This is a genomic window from Agrobacterium sp. BT-220-3, assembly GCF_025910175.1.
Taxonomy (GTDB): domain Bacteria; phylum Pseudomonadota; class Alphaproteobacteria; order Rhizobiales; family Rhizobiaceae; genus Agrobacterium; species Agrobacterium oryzihabitans.
On the sequence record NZ_JAPAIX010000017.1, the window covers coordinates 27,319 to 44,096 of the forward strand.

A 16,778-nucleotide genomic window follows, 5' to 3' on the forward strand; every position below is an offset into this window, starting at 1 on the left:
GAAGGCGACGTCCGATTGGGTGATTTCGGCGCCATTTACACGCGCCGCCACATCTTTTGCCGTATCCTGTGAAAAAGCGGTGGTGGCACAAAGAAGCGCAATGGTGGTGATGATGAATGCGTGACGCGGATGGTGGATCATTTCCCGGCTTCCTTGAGAAGAGGCTCAACGATCGAGCGGAATTCATCGACCGGAATGACGCCTTCATACTTATTCCCGTTGATGAAGAACGTGGGTGTGGAAGTGACGCCAAGCTCCCGGCCCGTCGCTGCGATCTTGTTAACGTTGTCCAGCAAGGCCTGATCGGCAAGACAGGCCTCAAGCTGCTTTTCGTCCAGGCCGGTCATGGAAAGTGCGGACAGGAAACCCTGCTTGCCGTCGGATGCACGCGCCCATGTCGACTGGCTGCGAAACATCAGGTCGACCGTCGCGTACCATTTGTCATCCCCCACGCATCGGGCCAGCATGAAGGCTGCCGTCGAGCGCGGGTCAAACGGAAACTCGCGGATGATGAAGCGCACCTTGCCTGTATCGACGAACTCTTTTTTGAGCGTGGGCCAGATGTTGATGTGAAAATTCGCACAGTGCCCACAGGTCATCGAGGCATATTCGATGACCGTCACCGGCGCATCCGCTGCTCCGAATATGCGTTCGGGAAGCGGGCCGGGATCCATCAGTCCAACCGGTGCGCTCTGCGCCTCAGCCTTGCGGTTGTAAAACAAAGGCGCTGTGATTGCCGTAACCGTTGCCCCGATCATTATCTGTCTGCGCTGCATGTGCTCTCCCGACTGCAAATCGCGCGCAAGATAAAACCTCTAGTAGCTTGAGCTGCAAGAGGCGCAATGCAGATTTTGAGCGACAGCGGCATCACATTCCGCTGATCGCCATAGTCATGGCCTGAATTTTAGGTATTTGATCCCTCTGCTTTCACGAGCGAGCCAGGTGGATCGACCTGAACCGTGACGTGATCGATCGCGTAGCGCTCTTTCAGCCAGCCTGCCACCAGCTGGGGAAGCGATAGCGGATCGGTATTTTCAGCCGGAGTGACGTGGATCGTCGCCACGATGGTATCGTCCGTCAGCGTCCAGGCGTGAAAATGTCCAGCTTCGGATATCTCGGTCAGCGCAGCCAGACCCGTTTCGACACTTCGGGCCTTGATGCCGCGGGGAACAGCTTGCATCAGAACAGTGATCGAATCCGTCACCAGACCCCATGCCGAGCGGACGACGAGAACGGCAACGAGAACTGAGAGCAAGGGATCGAGGATGGTCCAGCCGGTCAGCATGATGCCGACCGCTGCTGCAATTGCACCTACAGATCCAAGCAGGTCGCCGATGACGTGGAGGAATGCGCCGCGCAGATTTGCGTCGCCCTTGTTGCCGGACCATAGCACCCAAGCGCCTGCAAGATTGACGAGCAGCCCAATGACGGCAACGATCAGCATCGGTCCTGCCATGACGTCGACCGGCTGGTTGATGCGGTTTATGGCCTCCCAGGCTATCCAAAGGACCAGAAGCAGAAGGGTCGCACCGTTCGCTAGCGCGGCCAGCACGCGCACGCGGTGATAGCCATAAGTGCGCGTGGCATCGGCTGGCCGTCGCGCCATGCGGTATGCGATCAAGGCCAGCAGCAGGGCTGCAGCGTCAGACAGCATGTGCCCGGAATCGGCGATCAGCGCGAGTGAACCAGACAGCCAGCCTCCCGCTGCCTGAATGGCTGCGTAACAGATAGTGAAGATGAAGACAAAGCGGATACGCCGTTCGTTGTCATTTGTCACGACCTGTGCGTGGTCATGCTCATGATCGTCACCCGGCTCGTGCCGGTGTTCGTTGGCTACGCTCATGGTTGTTCCATCCGTTGTGTTCAGTAGCTCGGAACGTAGGGTGCTGCTCCCCTGTTCGCAATGGCGGCTCGGCAACAGTTACGACAACCAGGCCTGTCGCAAATTTTTATGGTTGACCGGCTGTTGAACAGGAATGGAGAAATTCCGCTCCCAGTTTAGCTGAGCATATAAATGCCGTTGACCGATTGCTCCGTAGCGATAGGAGCCAGACGGGCAGACCGCCGGGAAAGGACTTCCTTTCGACCCCTCAGCTCTCCCATCAAGTGCTCGATTTCAAGGACCTCATCCTTAATTAAGTCGTAGGTGGCGGCATTCTCGAGCGCGTCGATTCCTTCACGTATCTTGTCGACTTCCTCTTCGAGAGCGTTGAGATCGGACCTAGCCTCGTCGAGATCCTTCTGCCTGACGAGCTGCACACTGTCCTTGATACGCCGCTCCTCCGTGCCGATGTCGTCGAGTTCCTTTTGAATGCCTTTGATTGAGCGGTATATGTCGACATCGATACCTAGGAGCATGAGATGCGGAGCGTAATTGTCTGGGATCCGCGACTTCGTGTCGAAGCAGCTCACGATGGATTTGAACTCCGACCGCTCGTCCCGGACCAGCGGTCCAAGGATCTCGCGGAAACCAATCTCTGACCTGTCATCCCCGAACAGTCGAGCCGCGAGAAAGTCAGTTGCGTCTTCCACCTTGGCAAACGTCGTCTCGCGATCCGCCACAGTGATACGCGGGCGCTCCGCCTCGGCGACAGACCTTCTGATAGTGTAAGGGATCCCGTGCATTACGAAATCGATGCAGATAAATGTGGCGGGATCGAAGGCTGCCTTCGGAATTCTTGTCACGCGGCTGTCGGACTTGCGCTTCAGGAGCGCGAAGTTCACGAACTCGATGCAGAGCGATTTGCCCACCCCGTTGTTCTTCGAGCTTGTCGCATCGCTCTCACCCAGGATGATATTGACCCCCTCCCCAAACACGATGGGGTCAATCGCGGGTGGATCTGTGTATAATCGCTTAATCCGCATCGCGCGCGATCAGGTAAGGTTCATCGAAATCAAGCAAACCGACGGCATAGAGAAACGTCAGTCCGTATAGAAAGGAGTTGGATGAGAACCAGGACTCGCGCTTGAACCGGTCCACCACGTCGAAGATGCTGACCCGATGCTTACCTGAATCTTTCAGGTAACGAGCGATCTCGAAGCCGACGATCGCAGGTGATTTGTTCAGGGCCTCGTCTTTCAGAAAGATGCTAGGCACTTTGCGACCTCTTGTTCGGAAAGACGTTGCACATGATTAGCTGATCGATGAGGTAGTACCTGACCGCACCATCATCGAACCCAGCGTCGCTGCTTCCCATCATACCGAGAACTCGCTGAGTCAAGAGCTCAAGTGCCGCTTGAGGATCGCCTCCGCATTCAGTCAGAACGCGGTCGCTCCAGTTCATGAGGTAGATCTGCAGCTTCCGAACCCGGATGTGGCCGAGATGCGTGTGCGCGTTCACTTCGGACAGGACGCGACCATAAAGTTCATGGAGATCGACATACTGCTGCGTCAAGAATGGGGCATGATCTGCGAAGCGATCGTGAATCTTGCCGTCGGGATCAGGATCCTCGCGATTGTCTCCTGACGACAACCCCTCTTCCGCGGAGCTCAAGACCTCGATGAGACGCACGAGAGTGCCGACTTCGTTAGAAAGCTTCGGTTCGCGTACAAGCAACTCGCGAGACAGGAAATCGTGGCATGCCTCCATCTTCGCGGTTGAGAGGTCTCCGATTTTTTTAAGAAGATCAGCGATGTCCCAGACATCGTCGCCAAACGACAATTTAAACCGATCGTCGCCCAGTCCCGTCTCGCGATATTTTTTCTTTTGGCCTACAATGAGCATGACGAGGCGATCGTACTTCGTCTGCAGCCCCTTGCCGGTAAAGCGATCAAAGGTGTGCTTGATCTTAGAGAGGTCGGGCGTCGATGTAACTTGGATCGCGATCCGACTGCTATCGCAGCCGAGATCAATCGCGGTGGCGTTTGGCTCGACGATGTTGATGTTCTGCAGGTCGTAGTCGAAGGCAAGATTGAGAAGGTCACGGAAGAAATTTTCTGCATGGACGTTTATATCTTGCAAGTTTAATTGGTTCGACTGCTCCACGATGACCCGCAGATGCGTCATCCTGTAAATAATACCTTGCAGAAGTTGAGCGCGGTGCATTCCCATGTGACCTTCCATCTTCGCACACCGAAAACTTATCGCTGACTTAGGCTGAATTCTCAATCACGATTGATGGAGAAGATTCCACTTTTGAGCGCAAAAGACTGTCTAGAATCCCCTGAAATAGATTGCGCCTAGCTAGCCTGCTTGAAGGACTGCGATCAGAGAACTCCCCAAGCCCGGAACCTGCCCCTCCCCGTCATCTCCCGGAGGCCGAGTTCCACCACGATCCGCCGCGCCGCCTGCGGCGTAACGTCCAGCGTTTTCGCCACCATCGCGGCCGACACGAGCGGTTTTGCCATGACGAGCTCGACCAGCTCCGGCAATTTCGAAGACGTGCGTCTTCCCGCCAATTTGCGCTCCATCATCTGGCGAGCCAGTACCAGCCGGTCGTGCTCTTTCAAACCGATCTCCGCCGTCGCCAACAAACCGTGGGCGATGGCCAGCAGCCGTGTTTCCCGATCGCGATGCCTTCGCCGATCGACAGGGATGGTTTTGAGGCCGTGGTTGATCGCAGCCAGATGGGCACCCGTGGTAATGCCGGCCTGCCGCAGCATGGCGGCAGCAAACAGCCTCCCGAGCCAGGGTGCGTGCTGTAGAACCTCGAGCGCGTTCCAGGCATCGAGGGCGATGATGGCCTGCAGCGCCTCCGGCAGATTTTCGGCCTGGCGCAATACCTCGCGCCACTCGTCGATCCTTGCATCCTCGTCCCAGTCGAGATCATAGACGAGCGTGTCTCGCTCGCGGCTGTCGACCGCAGGACGGTCGCGGCGTTTTGCGTGTTCGATCGCAGCATCCGATCGTGCTAGCAGCGCATCGATGGCTGCGAGGTCGACGCCGGGAAGCCCTTCGGCTTCATCGATTTCTTTCCCCTCCCCTTCCGGATTTCTTCCCTCAGCCGCGGACCGCATGATGCCGGCCTGCTCCGCAGCGTCGGCGCCAGCCGACGTAATGTCCGATGCTTGTCGCAACGTGCGGATACCCTCTGCGGACAGTGCCCAGCCGGGGAGTTGGGCGGCGATGCGCCGGCGAGTGCGCAGCACGTCGCGGGCGATGGTCAGTTCGTGGGTCGGTGTACGGATGTCACGGGTGGCGTCATGGAGGACGAGGTCCTCGAGATGCACCAATTCGCCGTCGATCCACAGCGAGGCACACGCGTCGCCATATTGCGACCGCTCGAGGAAGCCGGCGCCAACCGGCGAACGGGCGATGCGCTCGTCGAGACGCGTAAGCGCGATACCGGTGTGGCTTTTACTTTCGCATTTCAAATCGGAAATTGTCATACGGGCGTTAGGTTTAGGGGCTAAATCCGGGTCGATTTTTCGCTAACGCTTTCAAATGAAGCTCCCTTGCCAAAGCGATTTCACGATCGAACCTTGCCGGCGAATCCCCCGATCTCGGACGAGCAGTGGTCGATGGCGCGTCGCATTGCCCACGAGCTGGACAAGATCCTCGATGGCGGCGGCCCGAGGCAGGCTGCCATCACGCGCGCGGCCGCTGAACTGCGCCTCACCACACGGCAAATCTACAATCTCCTCGCCCGATATCGCACCGATCGGACGGTGACGGCCCTGCTGCCGCGCACTGCGGTCAGTCGGCGCAAACGGCTGTCGGAACAGATCGAGGAGATCATCGCGACCACACTTCGGGAGAAGTGGCTGACGCTCGAGCCGACCGGACTTGCTCCCGTGGTCGACGAGATCCGCGCGCGCTGCGAGGAAGCCGGTCTTGCCGTGCCGTCCTATGTGACGGTCGCCCGGCGCATCCCGATGTTGTTTTCGCCTGAAGAGATCGCGAAGAAGCGTTCGGCCAATCCGAAGCACCTGATGCGGCTGAAGCCGAGACCGGGCTATATCCATGCGCCGCACCCGCTCGCCGTGTGCCAAATCGACCATACGCCGACCGACATCAATTTCGTGGAGGTTGTCGATGGGGCTGGTGTGTTCGTCGGCCGCCCTTATCTGACTGTCATCACCGACGTGGCGACACGATCCATTCTCGGTTTCTGCCTCACCCTGGAGAAGCCGTCGGTGTTGTCTGTCGCGCTATGTCTCGCCCAGGCCATGTGCCCGAAAGATGCATGGCTTGCTGCGCGCGATCTCGATCATGCCTGGCCGATGTTCGGTCGACCGCGGCTGCTGGTCGCGGACTCGGCGATGGAATTCAAGGGGCATGCATTCCAACAAGGCTGTGATGATTACGGCATTCGTATCCGCCCCCGCGATCGTGGGAGGGTCCACCACGGCGGCGTGGTTGAACGGCTGTTGGGAAAAGTCAACGGGGTTCTCGCCACCTACCCGGGCTCTTCGGGCCGTTCGGTGGCCGACCGCGACGAATATCCATCCGAGCGGCGCGCATGCCTGAGCTTTGCCAATCTCGAGCGCTGCGTTGCGCTGGCCGTGATCGATCACAATCTTCAGGAAAATTCCAAGACCCTGAAGGTGCCGCTGACGGAATGGCAACGCAACAGTTCGGCACTGCCGGTCTACGGCGACGATCCGCAACGCGTGCTGCTGTCGTTTCTGCCGAGGACGAAACGGCAATTGTCGCCACAAGGGATCAGCATGTTCGCCCTGCACTATTATTCGGCGTGGCTGGGCGCCTTCGTTCCAGAGCGGGACCGGCTTGGAAAGCTCGAGGTGCGATACGATCCTCGCGACGTCAGCCACATCTATGTCCGCGACCCGGAAACCCGACAGTTTCGACCGGTCGAACGACGCGACGGTCAGCTGACGTCAGTGACGCTGTGGGAGCATGAGGCGGAACGCGCCCGTCGACGAGCTGCAAACCACCGGTCAAGCACTCAGAAGGTTGCGCTCCGCCGCGAGATCTCAGCCATTATTGAAGCTGCCAAACCGTCCAAGCGCCAGTTGCGCGATGCTGTCCGCAATTCCCACGCCGTCGCCGCGGAAAAACCTTATGCCGTCATGCAGACACCGGCGCCGTCTCCAGCAGAGCATCCTCCGCGCCGGAAGAGCCGGCTACCGGTCGAGGATTGGTAGCCATGTCCGATCATTTGCTCGAGCATGTCCGGCCGTATCTCGACCGTGATCCGGAAGAGAGGATCGCCTATATCCGCGCGCCACGATGGATCGGACATCATGCGGCCCAAGACAGCCATCGGCGGCTGACCGAGCTCGTGGAACGACCTCCGTCCCTGCGAACCCAGGGGCTGATGCTGGTCGGACCCTACGCCAATGGCAAGACGATGATCGCCGAGCGGTTCGCCGTCGAGCACCTGAGGAGGGCGCCTGAGCAAAAAGTATGGATCGTCCAGACACGCGAAGGCGCCGGCCTCGGCCACTTCTATGCCAGCATTCTGCAGGCGTTGCGCGCTCCTGGCGGTAACATATGGGACCTTCGCCGCAAGGCGGAGCAACTCGACCACTTGCTGTCCAGCCTCAAACCGAGAGTGCTAATTTTCGACGAGTTTCACAATGCGTTGCGGGGCCGGGCGTGCGACGTCGAAGCCGTCTTCGCCTTCCTTCGGCGGATCGGCCGCCAGTACGACATCTCGCCGGTGTTGATCGGCGAGGTGGCGGTCTGCGATTTCATCAACGCCACCAGCGAGATGGCGAGCCGCTTCGAGCTGGTCGCGGTTCCGCGCTGGCAATATGACGAAAACTATCTCATGCTGCTCGACAGTCTCGAGGCCGCATTGCCGCTCGCCAAAACCTCGGATTTGTCGAACGAGCCGCTGGCGCGCCGGATATTCGGCCTGTCGGAAGGCTTGATCGGCGAGATCGTCACCATCGTCACCAAGGCAGCCATTGCGGCGATCAGATCCGGGACCGAACGCATCAGCAAAGCCAGCATCGACGAGCTGCGCCACGTGCCGGTCTCGCAGCGGCGCAACTCGGCTTTGCGCGAGAGCCTTCTATGACGACGGTCGACCCGCACGCGCCGGTCATCAGCATTCGCGAACGATATCGTGACATGGTTTCCGATCGGTGGCCTGGCATCATTGCGCCGCAGCCGGACGAGTTGCTGTCGAGTTGGCTACATCGGCTTGCCCACGCCAATGGGGTTGCTCCTCGCGCCTTCGCACGCGTGCTCGGACTCAATCCGGGAATGTGGTCGGCAGCCCTTGATCTCAGGCTGCCAGCCGACGTTGCGAACCTGCTGAGCGCCAACACCGGTATCGCGCACAATCAGCTCGCCGCGATGACGTTGTCGCATGACTTGCCGCGGGAACTCCTGCTGCCGCTACGCAACAACGGCCGTCAATGGAGTTCGACCTGGCTGCAGTTCTGCTCCCGCTGCCTTGCAGAGGACGCGCAGCCATATTTTCGGCGTCGATGGCGGCTGGCAACACGGCTCTCATGCATAGAGCACGGCTGTCGATTGCGCGACCGATGTCCGTCCTGCCTCGGCTGCATTGCGGTCTTTGACCAGGCCGAACTCGTGCCGCAACATTATTGTGTCGCGTGCGGCTATGACTTGCGCCGCGCACCGGTTCCCTACCTCAGTCCAACGGCGAGAACGCTCGACCGATGCATCGACAATTTCTGCAGTCTGGAAGCAACCGCCCATGCCTCGTCTGGCCCTCTGCTTATTCGTCGCCTGTTGAGCATGCCGAGTGCTGCTGGCGGCCACTACTCGACGATGATGCTCACCAGTCTGTCGACATCCGCGAGGACATATTGCGCCGAACATCTCAGTCGCCCCAGTGAATGGCCCGTGGATGATGAAAACGACCGCAAAGCTCGCCGTCTGTGGCGCCTGGTTCCGCCGACGAGTGATCACTGCGCCTGGATCGAGCTGCTTGCCAACGCTCTCGGCCGAAAAGGAGGTCTGCCGGGTGCCTCTGAGGTCAAAAAACCAGGCAAAAAGATTCCGTACTTGCTCGGCGCCTATGCCAGAATGAGCCCAGGTCCCGGCTGTCGCCTGCCACCGGAGTTGATTGAACGTAAAGAAGCACGCAAGACCTGAACAGTCACTCCTCCACAGAGTCGCTCTCAGACTCAGCAGTCGCGCCCTCTCCCAGCGCCTGCCGGCTGAGCAGCCCAGCGTCCTCGAGCCGTTCCAGATCGGGAAGGTCGCGTAGCGTCTCAAGACCGAATGCCGACAGGAAATGCTTCGTCGTCACATAGGTGTAGGGCGCGCCGGGGGTCGGGCTACGCGGGCCGGAGCCGAGGAAGCCGGCGTCGCGCAAACTGGCGATCATGTCGCGGCTCACCTCCTTTCCGAACATGTTGGACAACTCGCCGCGGGTCACCGGCTGCAGGTAGGCGATCGCCGCCAGCACGGCGGCCTCGGTTTCGGACAGCGATGCGGTGACGCTCCGCGTTGACGCCTGCGAGGCGCGGATCGCAGAGGTGTAGGCCGAACGGCTCCGATGCTGCCAGCCGCCGGCAACCGCGACGATATCGTAAGGCCTGTCACGTAATTCCTCCCTGAGGTCGTCGATCAAAAGCTCGATGCTGCAGTTTCGGCCGACGACTCGCGCCAATGTTTCACGGCTGACTGGTTCGGCGGCGGCAAAAATGACGGCCTCCGCCCGGAGCATCCATTCCCGCCAACGCAATTCCGGCGGCAAATCCTCAAGCTCGCGATCGAGCAACACCTCGTCTTGCGGCCGTGCCTTGCGTCGTGTCGCGCTCGATCCCGCCATCATCACAACCCAAAAATCCGGAACGAGGTTCGGCCGGACAGCTCGCGCACCGCGCCAAAATTTTGGAGCCGTTCGAACAGCCGGGTGGCGGCCCAGCGGGAGAGAGGGCTGCCCGGCGCGGACGCCGGCACGGCATCCTCGTCGAGCAGTTTCTGGATGACGACGCCGGCGCCTTTGGTCCGCACTTTTGGCGCCGCCGCCAGCAATCTTTCGGCCCGCCGGCCGATGTCGTTGGCCTGCCGCAGCGCCTCGACGGTGCCCGCGACCAACGCCAGGCACACCGCCCGCGGGAAGGCGGGCTCGCCCGGTCGCAGCCGGCCGCGGCCGCCGAACGTCTTCAACGCCGCGCCATAGCGTTCGCCCATCGTGAGCGGCACGCCACAATCCCAGCCGAGTTTTTCCGCCAGCAGCCGAGCGGCCAGCCACCAGGCCAGGATTTCGGCGTCGGGCCGGGCGGCGCAGATTTTTGCCACGAGATCGGCGGCGACGAATGGCGCTGTGCGCGGCGACTGCAGCGCGGCGTCGAACAGATCGGCGATCTCACTGAGACCCTCACGGCGCAAGCCGATCAGCGCCGCCAACTCCTCCAGAACCTTCGTACCGACCGGTCGCGTCTTCCCCGCCAGTTTGTGGAAGGCCAAAACCATCGCCCCGGCCGGCCCCGGATCGTCGCCGGGCGCGGTCAGCAGCAGCGCGTCGCGCAAACCCGCTTCGCCCTCGTTGCGGCCGATCAGCTGCACGGCGGCTTGCGCGCATCTCAGCGCCAGCCGCTGGCGCCAGCAACCGGCCCAGACGGGTTCGGCGCGCACCAGATCGTCCAACGATTTCAGGGCGATGCCGGCGGCAAAGGCGGCATCCGTCTCGCTCATATCATGGTGGCGCGAGGTCGCCCAGGCCGGCAGAAGCGGCACGGCCGCCGGCGTGATCGGAGTGGCAAACGGGGAGCGGCGGCGCGAATCCATGCACCAGAGCATAATCGAGACGCGCGGTTTGTGCTATCAATTTCCCACAAAACCGCACAGCTTGTCATGATTGTTTTATGTCCAATAACCTTCCATTACCGGACATATGGTGATAGGCTTCCGAACCATGGAAATTTCCCCGGCAAACACGCCCAAAATCGACGATATTGATGACGGCGACCTTCCCGCCGGCGTCGAGCTCGTCGTGGAAATGGGCGCCGCGTCGCGGCCGGCGCGGCTGGAGGCGCTGGTCGAGACCGCGACAGCCTACGCCAACGCCGCCAGTTCCGAAAACACCCGTGACGCCTACGCCAAGGACTGGCGGCATTTTACCGCCTGGTGCCGCCGCGAGGGCTTCGAGCCGATGCCGCCGTCGACCCAGGTGATCGGCCTCTATATCGGTTCTTGCGCTGCCGGTGATCCGAAGCACAAGTCCCCTGCCCTGTCGGTCGCGACGATCGAGCGGCGCCTCTCCGGCCTCGCCTGGAACTTTACCCAGCGCGGCACGCCGATGGACCGCTCCGACCGCCATATCGCGACGGTTCTAGCCGGCATCCGCCGCAAGCACGCCAAGCCGCCGCGGCAGAAAGAGGCTGTGCTGGGCGAAGACATCAAGGCGATGGTCAACACGCTCGGTCATGATCTGCGCGGTCTGCGTGACCGGGCCATCCTGCTCCTGGGTTTCGCCGGCGGCCTGCGCCGGTCCGAGATCGTCGGGCTCGACATCGTCCGCGACGATCACAGCGACGGCCATGGCTGGATCGAGATATTTCCCGGCAAGGGCGTGCTGGTGACGCTGCGCGGCAAGACCGGCTGGCGTGAGGTCGAGGTCGGTCGCGGCGCCGTGGACCAGACCTGCCCCGTTGCTGCTCTCGAGAACTGGATCCGCTTCGGCCGGATCGCCAGAGGCCCGCTCTTCCGCCGCATCTTCAAGGATAACAAGACGGTCGACGTGGAGCGGCTTTCCGACAAGCATATCGCCCGTCTGGTCAAGCAGACCGCGCTTGCTGCCGGAGTCCGTTCCGATCTGCCGGAAGGAGAACGGGCGGGGCTGTTCGCCGGCCACTCGCTACGCGCCGGCCTTGCCTCCTCGGCCGAGATCGAGGAGCGTTACGTCCAGAAGCAGCTGGGCCACGCCTCGGCCGAGATGACGCGCAAATATCAGCGCCGACGCGACCGCTTCCGCACCAATCTCACCAAGGCGTCAGGGCTTTAAGAGGCCCTCCCCTGCCCCGGAAATGAAATCGTTAGGTCAAAAATGCGGGCTGGATTTTCAGCTTAGCGCTTCAATTGAAATCGGGAAGTAAAAGCCACAACCGGCGTCGAAAGCCGGCCGCATCAAGGCATTCATGCTGATTTTTGAAACATCGTAAGCCATTGATTTTATGGTAAACGATTTGCTAAACGAACTCTAGTTGAATAATCAAGTTCGTCACATGGTATGATTAACGGCTGGGTTTTAAACCATCGATAAGTAAACCTTATCGGAAGTGATTGATCTGACGACTCTGAGGGCTTAATGTTGTGCCAAAACACGGCGAAACCACAGCAGGATGCGTAGATCTTGATGACGAACAACAGGATGAAGAGCGGCTCAGTCGCTGCGAATGGTCGCCTTGTGCCGCTGGCTTCTCGCGAGCTCAACGAACCGGCGCTTCACCTCTTCAAAGAGTGCCGGAGGTAGCGGCCCGTGATACCCGCTCTCGCTATCAACAGGCCGAACGTCGGGCCCCGGCCAGACAAAGCGGTTGCTTTCGGTCAACACGATCCAGGATCGCTCGTCATCGAGACCCAGGCGGCGCTTGGTAGCAGGCGGGATTTCGATTGCATCGTGGGGATCAGACGGCGGCGAATGCGTTATCGGCAGGACACGTACTGCAGGTGTCCCGTCCTCAAGCATTGCAACAATGGCCAGCACGACAGCGGGGCGATCCTTGTCACCCTCTTCCCGTCCGTCCAGATGCTGCCAGTGCCAGAGATAGGAATAGCGAAAGACCCAGCCGACCTTGGGTTCAATCGGCAGCATTCTTGTCCATCAGCAGTTCGGTATTGAGATGATCCAAGCCAGGCTCCATCGTCGAAGCCTCGATCGCGTCAAGCTCGTCGTCACTGATCGCAGCTGTCAGATCGACCCGCCGATCGCGCTTGGCCAGGCGGACGTAATCTTCATAGGCCATGAGCACCGTGCGCGGCCGGCCGTTCTTGGTAATGATGACCGGCTCTCGCACGGCTGCATCCTGGTAGGCACCGAAATTCTTCGAAACGGCAGCTGCCGTCACAATCGACGTCATGGCAGATCTCCTTTGTTCCGGAATATACGGGCTTTCCGGAACTTTTGCAAACCTGCTGATTACCCGGGGATCAAACCATGATGCGAAAGCCGGCGATATCACTGTCGACTAACGAGTTGGTGTCGCGGCGTTTGGAAGAACTGGACACTATCGCCGCCGTTCTTCCAATGGAACGCCGCGACGAACTGGCCGAACTTCTTACGGATCAGGATGTCGACACACTTCGGCATCTGGTTAATGAGGGCATGGGCGCCAACACCTTGCGTGCCCTGACCTCTGATCTCGCATATCTGCAGGCATGGGCGCTGGCGGCCACGGGCCGGTCACTCCCCTGGCCCGCGCCCGAGGCTCTCCTGCTGAAGTTTGTCGCCCATCATCTTTGGGATCCTGAGAAACGCCTGACAGATCCGGGCCACGGCATGCCTATCGACATCGAAGACAAGCTACGGCTCCAGGGTTTTCTGCGGAAGACGGGGCCGCATGCCCCGGATACGGTTCGCCGTCGACTGGCCACCTGGTCGACGTTGACCAAATGGCGCGGACTGGTTGGCGCCTTCGCCTCCCCTGCTCTCAAGTCGGCGATAAGACTGGCAGTACGAGCAACCCCGCGCCCTAAACGGCGCAAGAGCGCCAAGGCGGTGACAGGCGATGTCCTGTCCAAGTTGATTGGCACATGCCGGTCCAACAGCCTGCGCGATATCCGAGACAAGGCGATCCTGATGGTTGCTTTCGCGTCCGGTGGTCGGCGCCGCAGCGAAGTTGCCGGACTGCGCAAGGAGCAGTTGGTCATGGAAGCACCCATCCCTGTCGAAGGGTCGCCTCCCCTGCCCTCCTTGTCCATCCATCTCGGTCGCACCAAGACCAGCGGCGCTGACAATCAGGAAATCGTCTATCTCACGGGCCGGCCTGTCGAAGCGCTGAATGCCTGGCTCGCGCTTGCCAGGATCGAAAGCGGCAGTGTGTTTCGGGCGATTGATCGCTGGGGCAATGTCTCCAAGCGTTCGCTGGATCCGAAGGCAATCAACGACATCGTCAAGCAGCGTGCAGATATGGCTGGTCTCGATCCTGCGGAGTATTCAGCGCATGGCCTGCGCTCCGGCTACCTAACCGAAGCGGCCAATCGCGGCATTCCCCTCCCCGAAGCTATGGAACAATCCCGGCATCGATCCGTCCAACAAGCATCCGAATACTACAACAGCGCAACGAGACGGAGTGGCAGAGCAGCCAGGCTTCTCTAGGTCGGTGATGGGCTCCCTAAGGTATACCTCTTGAGACAACCTCGGTGAGACGCCAATCAGTGTATCATTTGGGTTGATTTTGCTTTTATGAGACGCTACTCATTGAAGGTCTAGAACCTATTGAGACGTTTCATGGCTGTTTACGGGTATGCGCGGGTCAGCACGATCGATCAGGATCTTGCTATTCAAGAGGCGGCTCTGAAGGAGGCCGGGTGCACGGTCATCCGGGCGGAAAAGAAATCTGGATCGACCAAACAGGATCGGAAGGAGCTCAATACGCTCCTGGAATTCATGCGCGACGGAGACAGCCTGGTCGTGACGCGGGTCGATCGGTTAGCGCGGTCAGTTGGGGATCTGCAGGACATCGTACGGCTGCTCAAGCAAAAAGGGGTGACGCTAAAAGCGACCGAACAGCCGATCGACACCAGCTCAGCGGCCGGCAAAGCTTTCCTTGATATGCTCGGCGTGTTTGCTGAGTTCGAGACGAACCTTCGCAGAGAGCGACAGATGGAAGGCATCGCTGCTGCCAAGCACAGAGGGGTCTATAAAGGAAGGAAGCCCCACGTCGATGTTGCCGAGATCTGCCGTCTTAGATCCGAAGGAATCGGGCCAACAGATATTGCAAAGAGGCTGAGCATAGGCCGGGCGAGCGTGTATCGTGCGCTTAGAGAAGTCGCATCCTCCTAGTCGAGGGCGACATCGCCCCAGCAAGGCGTCTAATTATGGAACCAAATGCGACTTCATCCATCATGGACCCTAATGCTCTTAAGGAAAAACGCGAGATGACGCCTATATTGTGGATGTGCCATGCGCCGAGAAACTGTACGCACAGTCAGGACAATGACACATACTCGGTGCTAGTGTATTAGGCTGCAAATACCTGATTTGGATCCTGACGAAGTTGTTGACTTGTCCTATTTCAGCCAAGCCTCGGGACATAGCCTGCTGATAACATTCCAGGTCATTGATCAGCGCCCCAAACTGTCCATCAGAGATTCTGGCGCCCTCCACCTTTCCCATCACTTTGATCGCGGCTAGGCCGGAGGTCAGGTGGTCCATGTCGTCCTTGGCAGCAAAGAACCGTTGAGCGCAGTCCTGAATGACACCTAACCTTGATGCCGCATCGTTTAACTGACGATCTCTTAGCTCTTGTAGCCGGCTGATCTCCGCTACAATAGCGTCGCCAGCCCGCTCCTGCGAGAAAACCTCAGCCATCTCTTTCTGGATTTGTGCAGCACAGTCACGGAAGGCACCGAAAGTAATGGCATCTGTCATTCCCTCTACAGCTTCACGGAACAGATCCAGCATTTGCTCGATAGACTGCATAAGGATGCCATAGTTGCGGGAAATGATACTCATCGAGTTCCCCGCATCTCCAAGCCCGCCGGCTTGTATACGCAAATTCATTGGCACGTATCGGTATTCCCATGTGGCTGCGGCAACCGCTTCCGAAGCTGCTACAAGTCCCCCGGTAACGCGCAGGAGGTCTTCCAGAGCGGCAACGTGTTCTGGTGTCTCTCTTCCCAGCAACGCATTGCGGCTACGGCCTCACCAAGCCGCATCACCTGTCGTAAAGCAAAAAGGGCGCCGGATCCACCGGCGCCCCCGCATCTTCCCGCAACCCTCGTCGTCTTGATAGTTGATGTTCTGGCCGGATGGGATTGTTGCCGTGGCCTTTCTCTGTGCGATAGCGGTCGTCTACGCCTTGAAAGGATTTGGACCGCCGACCACGCCGTTCACCTTCGAGATCTTACTAACTGGTAGGAACAAGGTTGGACTTCGCTCGTTCAATGCTGGTCACAAACGATCTGGAACCCGCATGGCCGAGCCTGACAAGAAACTATCGCTGATCGAAGAACAGCTTGTCATCGACAAGCGCGCCGTGAGCGACGGCCGCGTTCGCGTGAGCACCAAAACCGAGTTTGTCACAGAAGCAGCGGAAGCACGCCTCGACAGCGAGAATGTCGAGGTGACGCGTGTGGCAATCGGACGTGAAGTCTCAGAAGCGCCGGGTGTTCGCACGGACGGTGACGTGACCATTGTACCTGTGATGGAGGAGGTTCTCGTTGTCGAGAAGCGTCTGATGCTGGTCGAAGAGATCCATATCCGCCGCGTCGCCACCACCGAGGACGTTTCCATTCCGGTCGAACTGCGCAAGCAACGTGCCAGCATCGAGCGCGACGAGCCCTGAGCTAATTATCAATCCGAGAAAAGGAGAAACTCATGACCGACAGCGAAACCACATCGTCATACGGCGCCTCGTCATCGAACACGGTGACGGCCTTCTTCGAAAACCGCAGCGATGCGGATGCCGCCGTCGAACGCCTTGTCAAAGACGGGATTGCCCGCGACGGCATTCGCGTCGTCGCCGGCAAGGAGTCTACAACCTCGACTGAAGTTGCCTCCGAGCACAAGGGCTTCTGGGAGAAGCTGGAAGACTTCTTCTTTCCCGACGAGGACCGCGCCGTCTATTCCGAAGGTCTTCGCCGCGGTGGCTATCTTGTGACGGTCAGCAACGTCACCGCCGCCTCTTATGACAAGGTTATCGATATCCTCGATGACGAGGGCAGCATCGATCTCGATCAGCGCGCCGAGAGCTGGCGCTCGGAAGGCTGGAACCAGCAGGA

Annotated in this window: 18 protein-coding genes and 1 pseudogene; 8 read left to right on the forward strand and 11 right to left on the reverse strand. The window is 59.6% G+C overall.

Annotated elements, in window-relative coordinates:
* Positions 1-137: 137 nt before the first annotated feature.
* The 6 genes from OK142_RS23680 to OK142_RS23705 all read right to left on the reverse strand — a co-directional run bounded on the left by OK142_RS23680 (position 138) and on the right by OK142_RS23705 (position 5,329).
* On the reverse strand, positions 138-776 hold the full coding sequence (locus OK142_RS23680) for a DsbA family protein (RefSeq protein WP_035226356.1): 639 nt from the start codon (positions 774-776) through the stop codon (positions 138-140).
* 128 nt (positions 777-904) lie between these two features.
* Positions 905-1,843 carry a cation diffusion facilitator family transporter gene (locus tag OK142_RS23685; RefSeq protein ID WP_003501216.1) on the reverse strand — a complete coding sequence of 313 codons (939 nt, stop codon included), beginning with the start codon at positions 1,841-1,843 and terminating at the stop codon, positions 905-907.
* 155 nt (positions 1,844-1,998) lie between these two features.
* Complete coding sequence (locus OK142_RS23690) at positions 1,999-2,865, reverse strand: AAA family ATPase (protein WP_107341922.1); 867 nt, start codon at positions 2,863-2,865, stop codon at positions 1,999-2,001.
* Positions 2,855-3,097: a hypothetical protein gene (locus tag OK142_RS23695; RefSeq protein ID WP_035226358.1), complete on the reverse strand. Its 243-nt coding sequence runs from the start codon at positions 3,095-3,097 to the stop codon at positions 2,855-2,857. The genes OK142_RS23690 and OK142_RS23695 overlap by 11 nt, the downstream gene beginning before the upstream one ends.
* Positions 3,090-4,052: an SMEK domain-containing protein gene (locus OK142_RS23700; protein WP_498685618.1), complete on the reverse strand. Its 963-nt coding sequence runs from the start codon at positions 4,050-4,052 to the stop codon at positions 3,090-3,092. The genes OK142_RS23695 and OK142_RS23700 overlap by 8 nt, the downstream gene beginning before the upstream one ends.
* A gap of 155 nt (positions 4,053-4,207) precedes the next feature.
* Entirely contained in the window at positions 4,208-5,329 is a 1,122-nt protein-coding gene (locus OK142_RS23705; protein ID WP_498685619.1) for an RHE_PE00001 family protein, read from the reverse strand.
* A gap of 132 nt (positions 5,330-5,461) precedes the next feature.
* Between OK142_RS23705 and OK142_RS23710 the strand changes: the two genes are divergently transcribed.
* Genes OK142_RS23710 through OK142_RS23720 form a run of 3 tightly spaced genes read left to right on the forward strand, consistent with a single transcriptional unit; the run spans position 5,462 to position 8,978 of the window.
* Positions 5,462-7,048, forward strand: a complete 1,587-nt coding sequence (locus OK142_RS23710) for a TnsB C-terminal domain-containing protein (RefSeq protein WP_279877775.1) — start codon at positions 5,462-5,464, stop codon at positions 7,046-7,048.
* 2 nt (positions 7,049-7,050) lie between these two features.
* A complete protein-coding gene (locus tag OK142_RS23715) occupies positions 7,051-7,929 on the forward strand; it encodes a TniB family NTP-binding protein (RefSeq protein ID WP_112636360.1) in 879 nt (292 codons plus the stop codon).
* Entirely contained in the window at positions 7,926-8,978 is a 1,053-nt protein-coding gene (locus OK142_RS23720; protein ID WP_112636359.1) for a TniQ family protein, read from the forward strand. Before OK142_RS23715 ends, OK142_RS23720 begins: the two co-directional genes overlap by 4 nt.
* A gap of 4 nt (positions 8,979-8,982) precedes the next feature.
* On the opposite strand, the gene scpB is transcribed toward OK142_RS23720, so the two are convergent.
* Together scpB and OK142_RS23730 are read right to left on the reverse strand one after the other, a co-directional pair.
* On the reverse strand, positions 8,983-9,660 hold the full coding sequence (gene scpB / locus OK142_RS23725; protein WP_112636392.1) for an SMC-Scp complex subunit ScpB: 678 nt from the start codon (positions 9,658-9,660) through the stop codon (positions 8,983-8,985).
* 2 nt (positions 9,661-9,662) lie between these two features.
* Complete coding sequence (locus OK142_RS23730) at positions 9,663-10,622, reverse strand: DUF1403 family protein (RefSeq protein WP_112636391.1); 960 nt, start codon at positions 10,620-10,622, stop codon at positions 9,663-9,665.
* A gap of 127 nt (positions 10,623-10,749) precedes the next feature.
* Here OK142_RS23730 and OK142_RS23735 point away from each other — a divergent pair, with 127 nt between their 5' ends.
* The gene (locus OK142_RS23735; RefSeq protein WP_112636358.1) at positions 10,750-11,838 is read left to right on the forward strand and encodes a tyrosine-type recombinase/integrase; all 1,089 of its coding nucleotides are present in this window, start codon (positions 10,750-10,752) and stop codon (positions 11,836-11,838) included.
* A 378-nt stretch (positions 11,839-12,216) separates the two neighbouring features.
* Here the strand turns inward: OK142_RS23735 and OK142_RS23740 are convergent, their stop codons facing one another.
* Together OK142_RS23740 and OK142_RS23745 are read right to left on the reverse strand one after the other, a co-directional pair.
* Positions 12,217-12,648 (reverse strand): plasmid maintenance toxin (PemK-like), encoded by a 432-nt coding sequence (locus tag OK142_RS23740; RefSeq protein ID WP_077549225.1) that lies wholly within the window; start codon positions 12,646-12,648, stop codon positions 12,217-12,219.
* The gene (locus tag OK142_RS23745; protein WP_077549226.1) at positions 12,635-12,913 is read right to left on the reverse strand and encodes a type II toxin-antitoxin system Phd/YefM family antitoxin; all 279 of its coding nucleotides are present in this window, start codon (positions 12,911-12,913) and stop codon (positions 12,635-12,637) included. Before OK142_RS23745 ends, OK142_RS23740 begins: the two co-directional genes overlap by 14 nt.
* A 77-nt stretch (positions 12,914-12,990) precedes the next feature.
* On the opposite strand from OK142_RS23745, the gene OK142_RS23750 reads away from it, so the two are divergent.
* Both OK142_RS23750 and OK142_RS23755 read left to right on the forward strand, forming a co-directional pair.
* Positions 12,991-14,151: a site-specific integrase gene (locus tag OK142_RS23750; RefSeq protein WP_498685623.1), complete on the forward strand. Its 1,161-nt coding sequence runs from the start codon at positions 12,991-12,993 to the stop codon at positions 14,149-14,151.
* Between the two features lie 132 nt (positions 14,152-14,283).
* Positions 14,284-14,838 carry a recombinase family protein gene (locus tag OK142_RS23755; protein WP_092938736.1) on the forward strand — a complete coding sequence of 185 codons (555 nt, stop codon included), beginning with the start codon at positions 14,284-14,286 and terminating at the stop codon, positions 14,836-14,838.
* Between the two features lie 102 nt (positions 14,839-14,940).
* Here the strand turns inward: OK142_RS23755 and OK142_RS23760 are convergent, their stop codons facing one another.
* A complete protein-coding gene (locus OK142_RS23760; protein ID WP_244712593.1) occupies positions 14,941-15,510 on the reverse strand; it encodes a hypothetical protein in 570 nt (189 codons plus the stop codon).
* 460 nt (positions 15,511-15,970) lie between these two features.
* Between OK142_RS23760 and OK142_RS23765 the strand changes: the two genes are divergently transcribed.
* Together OK142_RS23765 and OK142_RS23770 are read left to right on the forward strand one after the other, a co-directional pair.
* A complete protein-coding gene (locus OK142_RS23765) occupies positions 15,971-16,342 on the forward strand; it encodes a YsnF/AvaK domain-containing protein (protein ID WP_092938732.1) in 372 nt (123 codons plus the stop codon).
* Between the two features lie 32 nt (positions 16,343-16,374).
* Positions 16,375-16,778 (forward strand): annotated as a pseudogene (locus OK142_RS23770) (hypothetical protein); the annotation flags it as partial.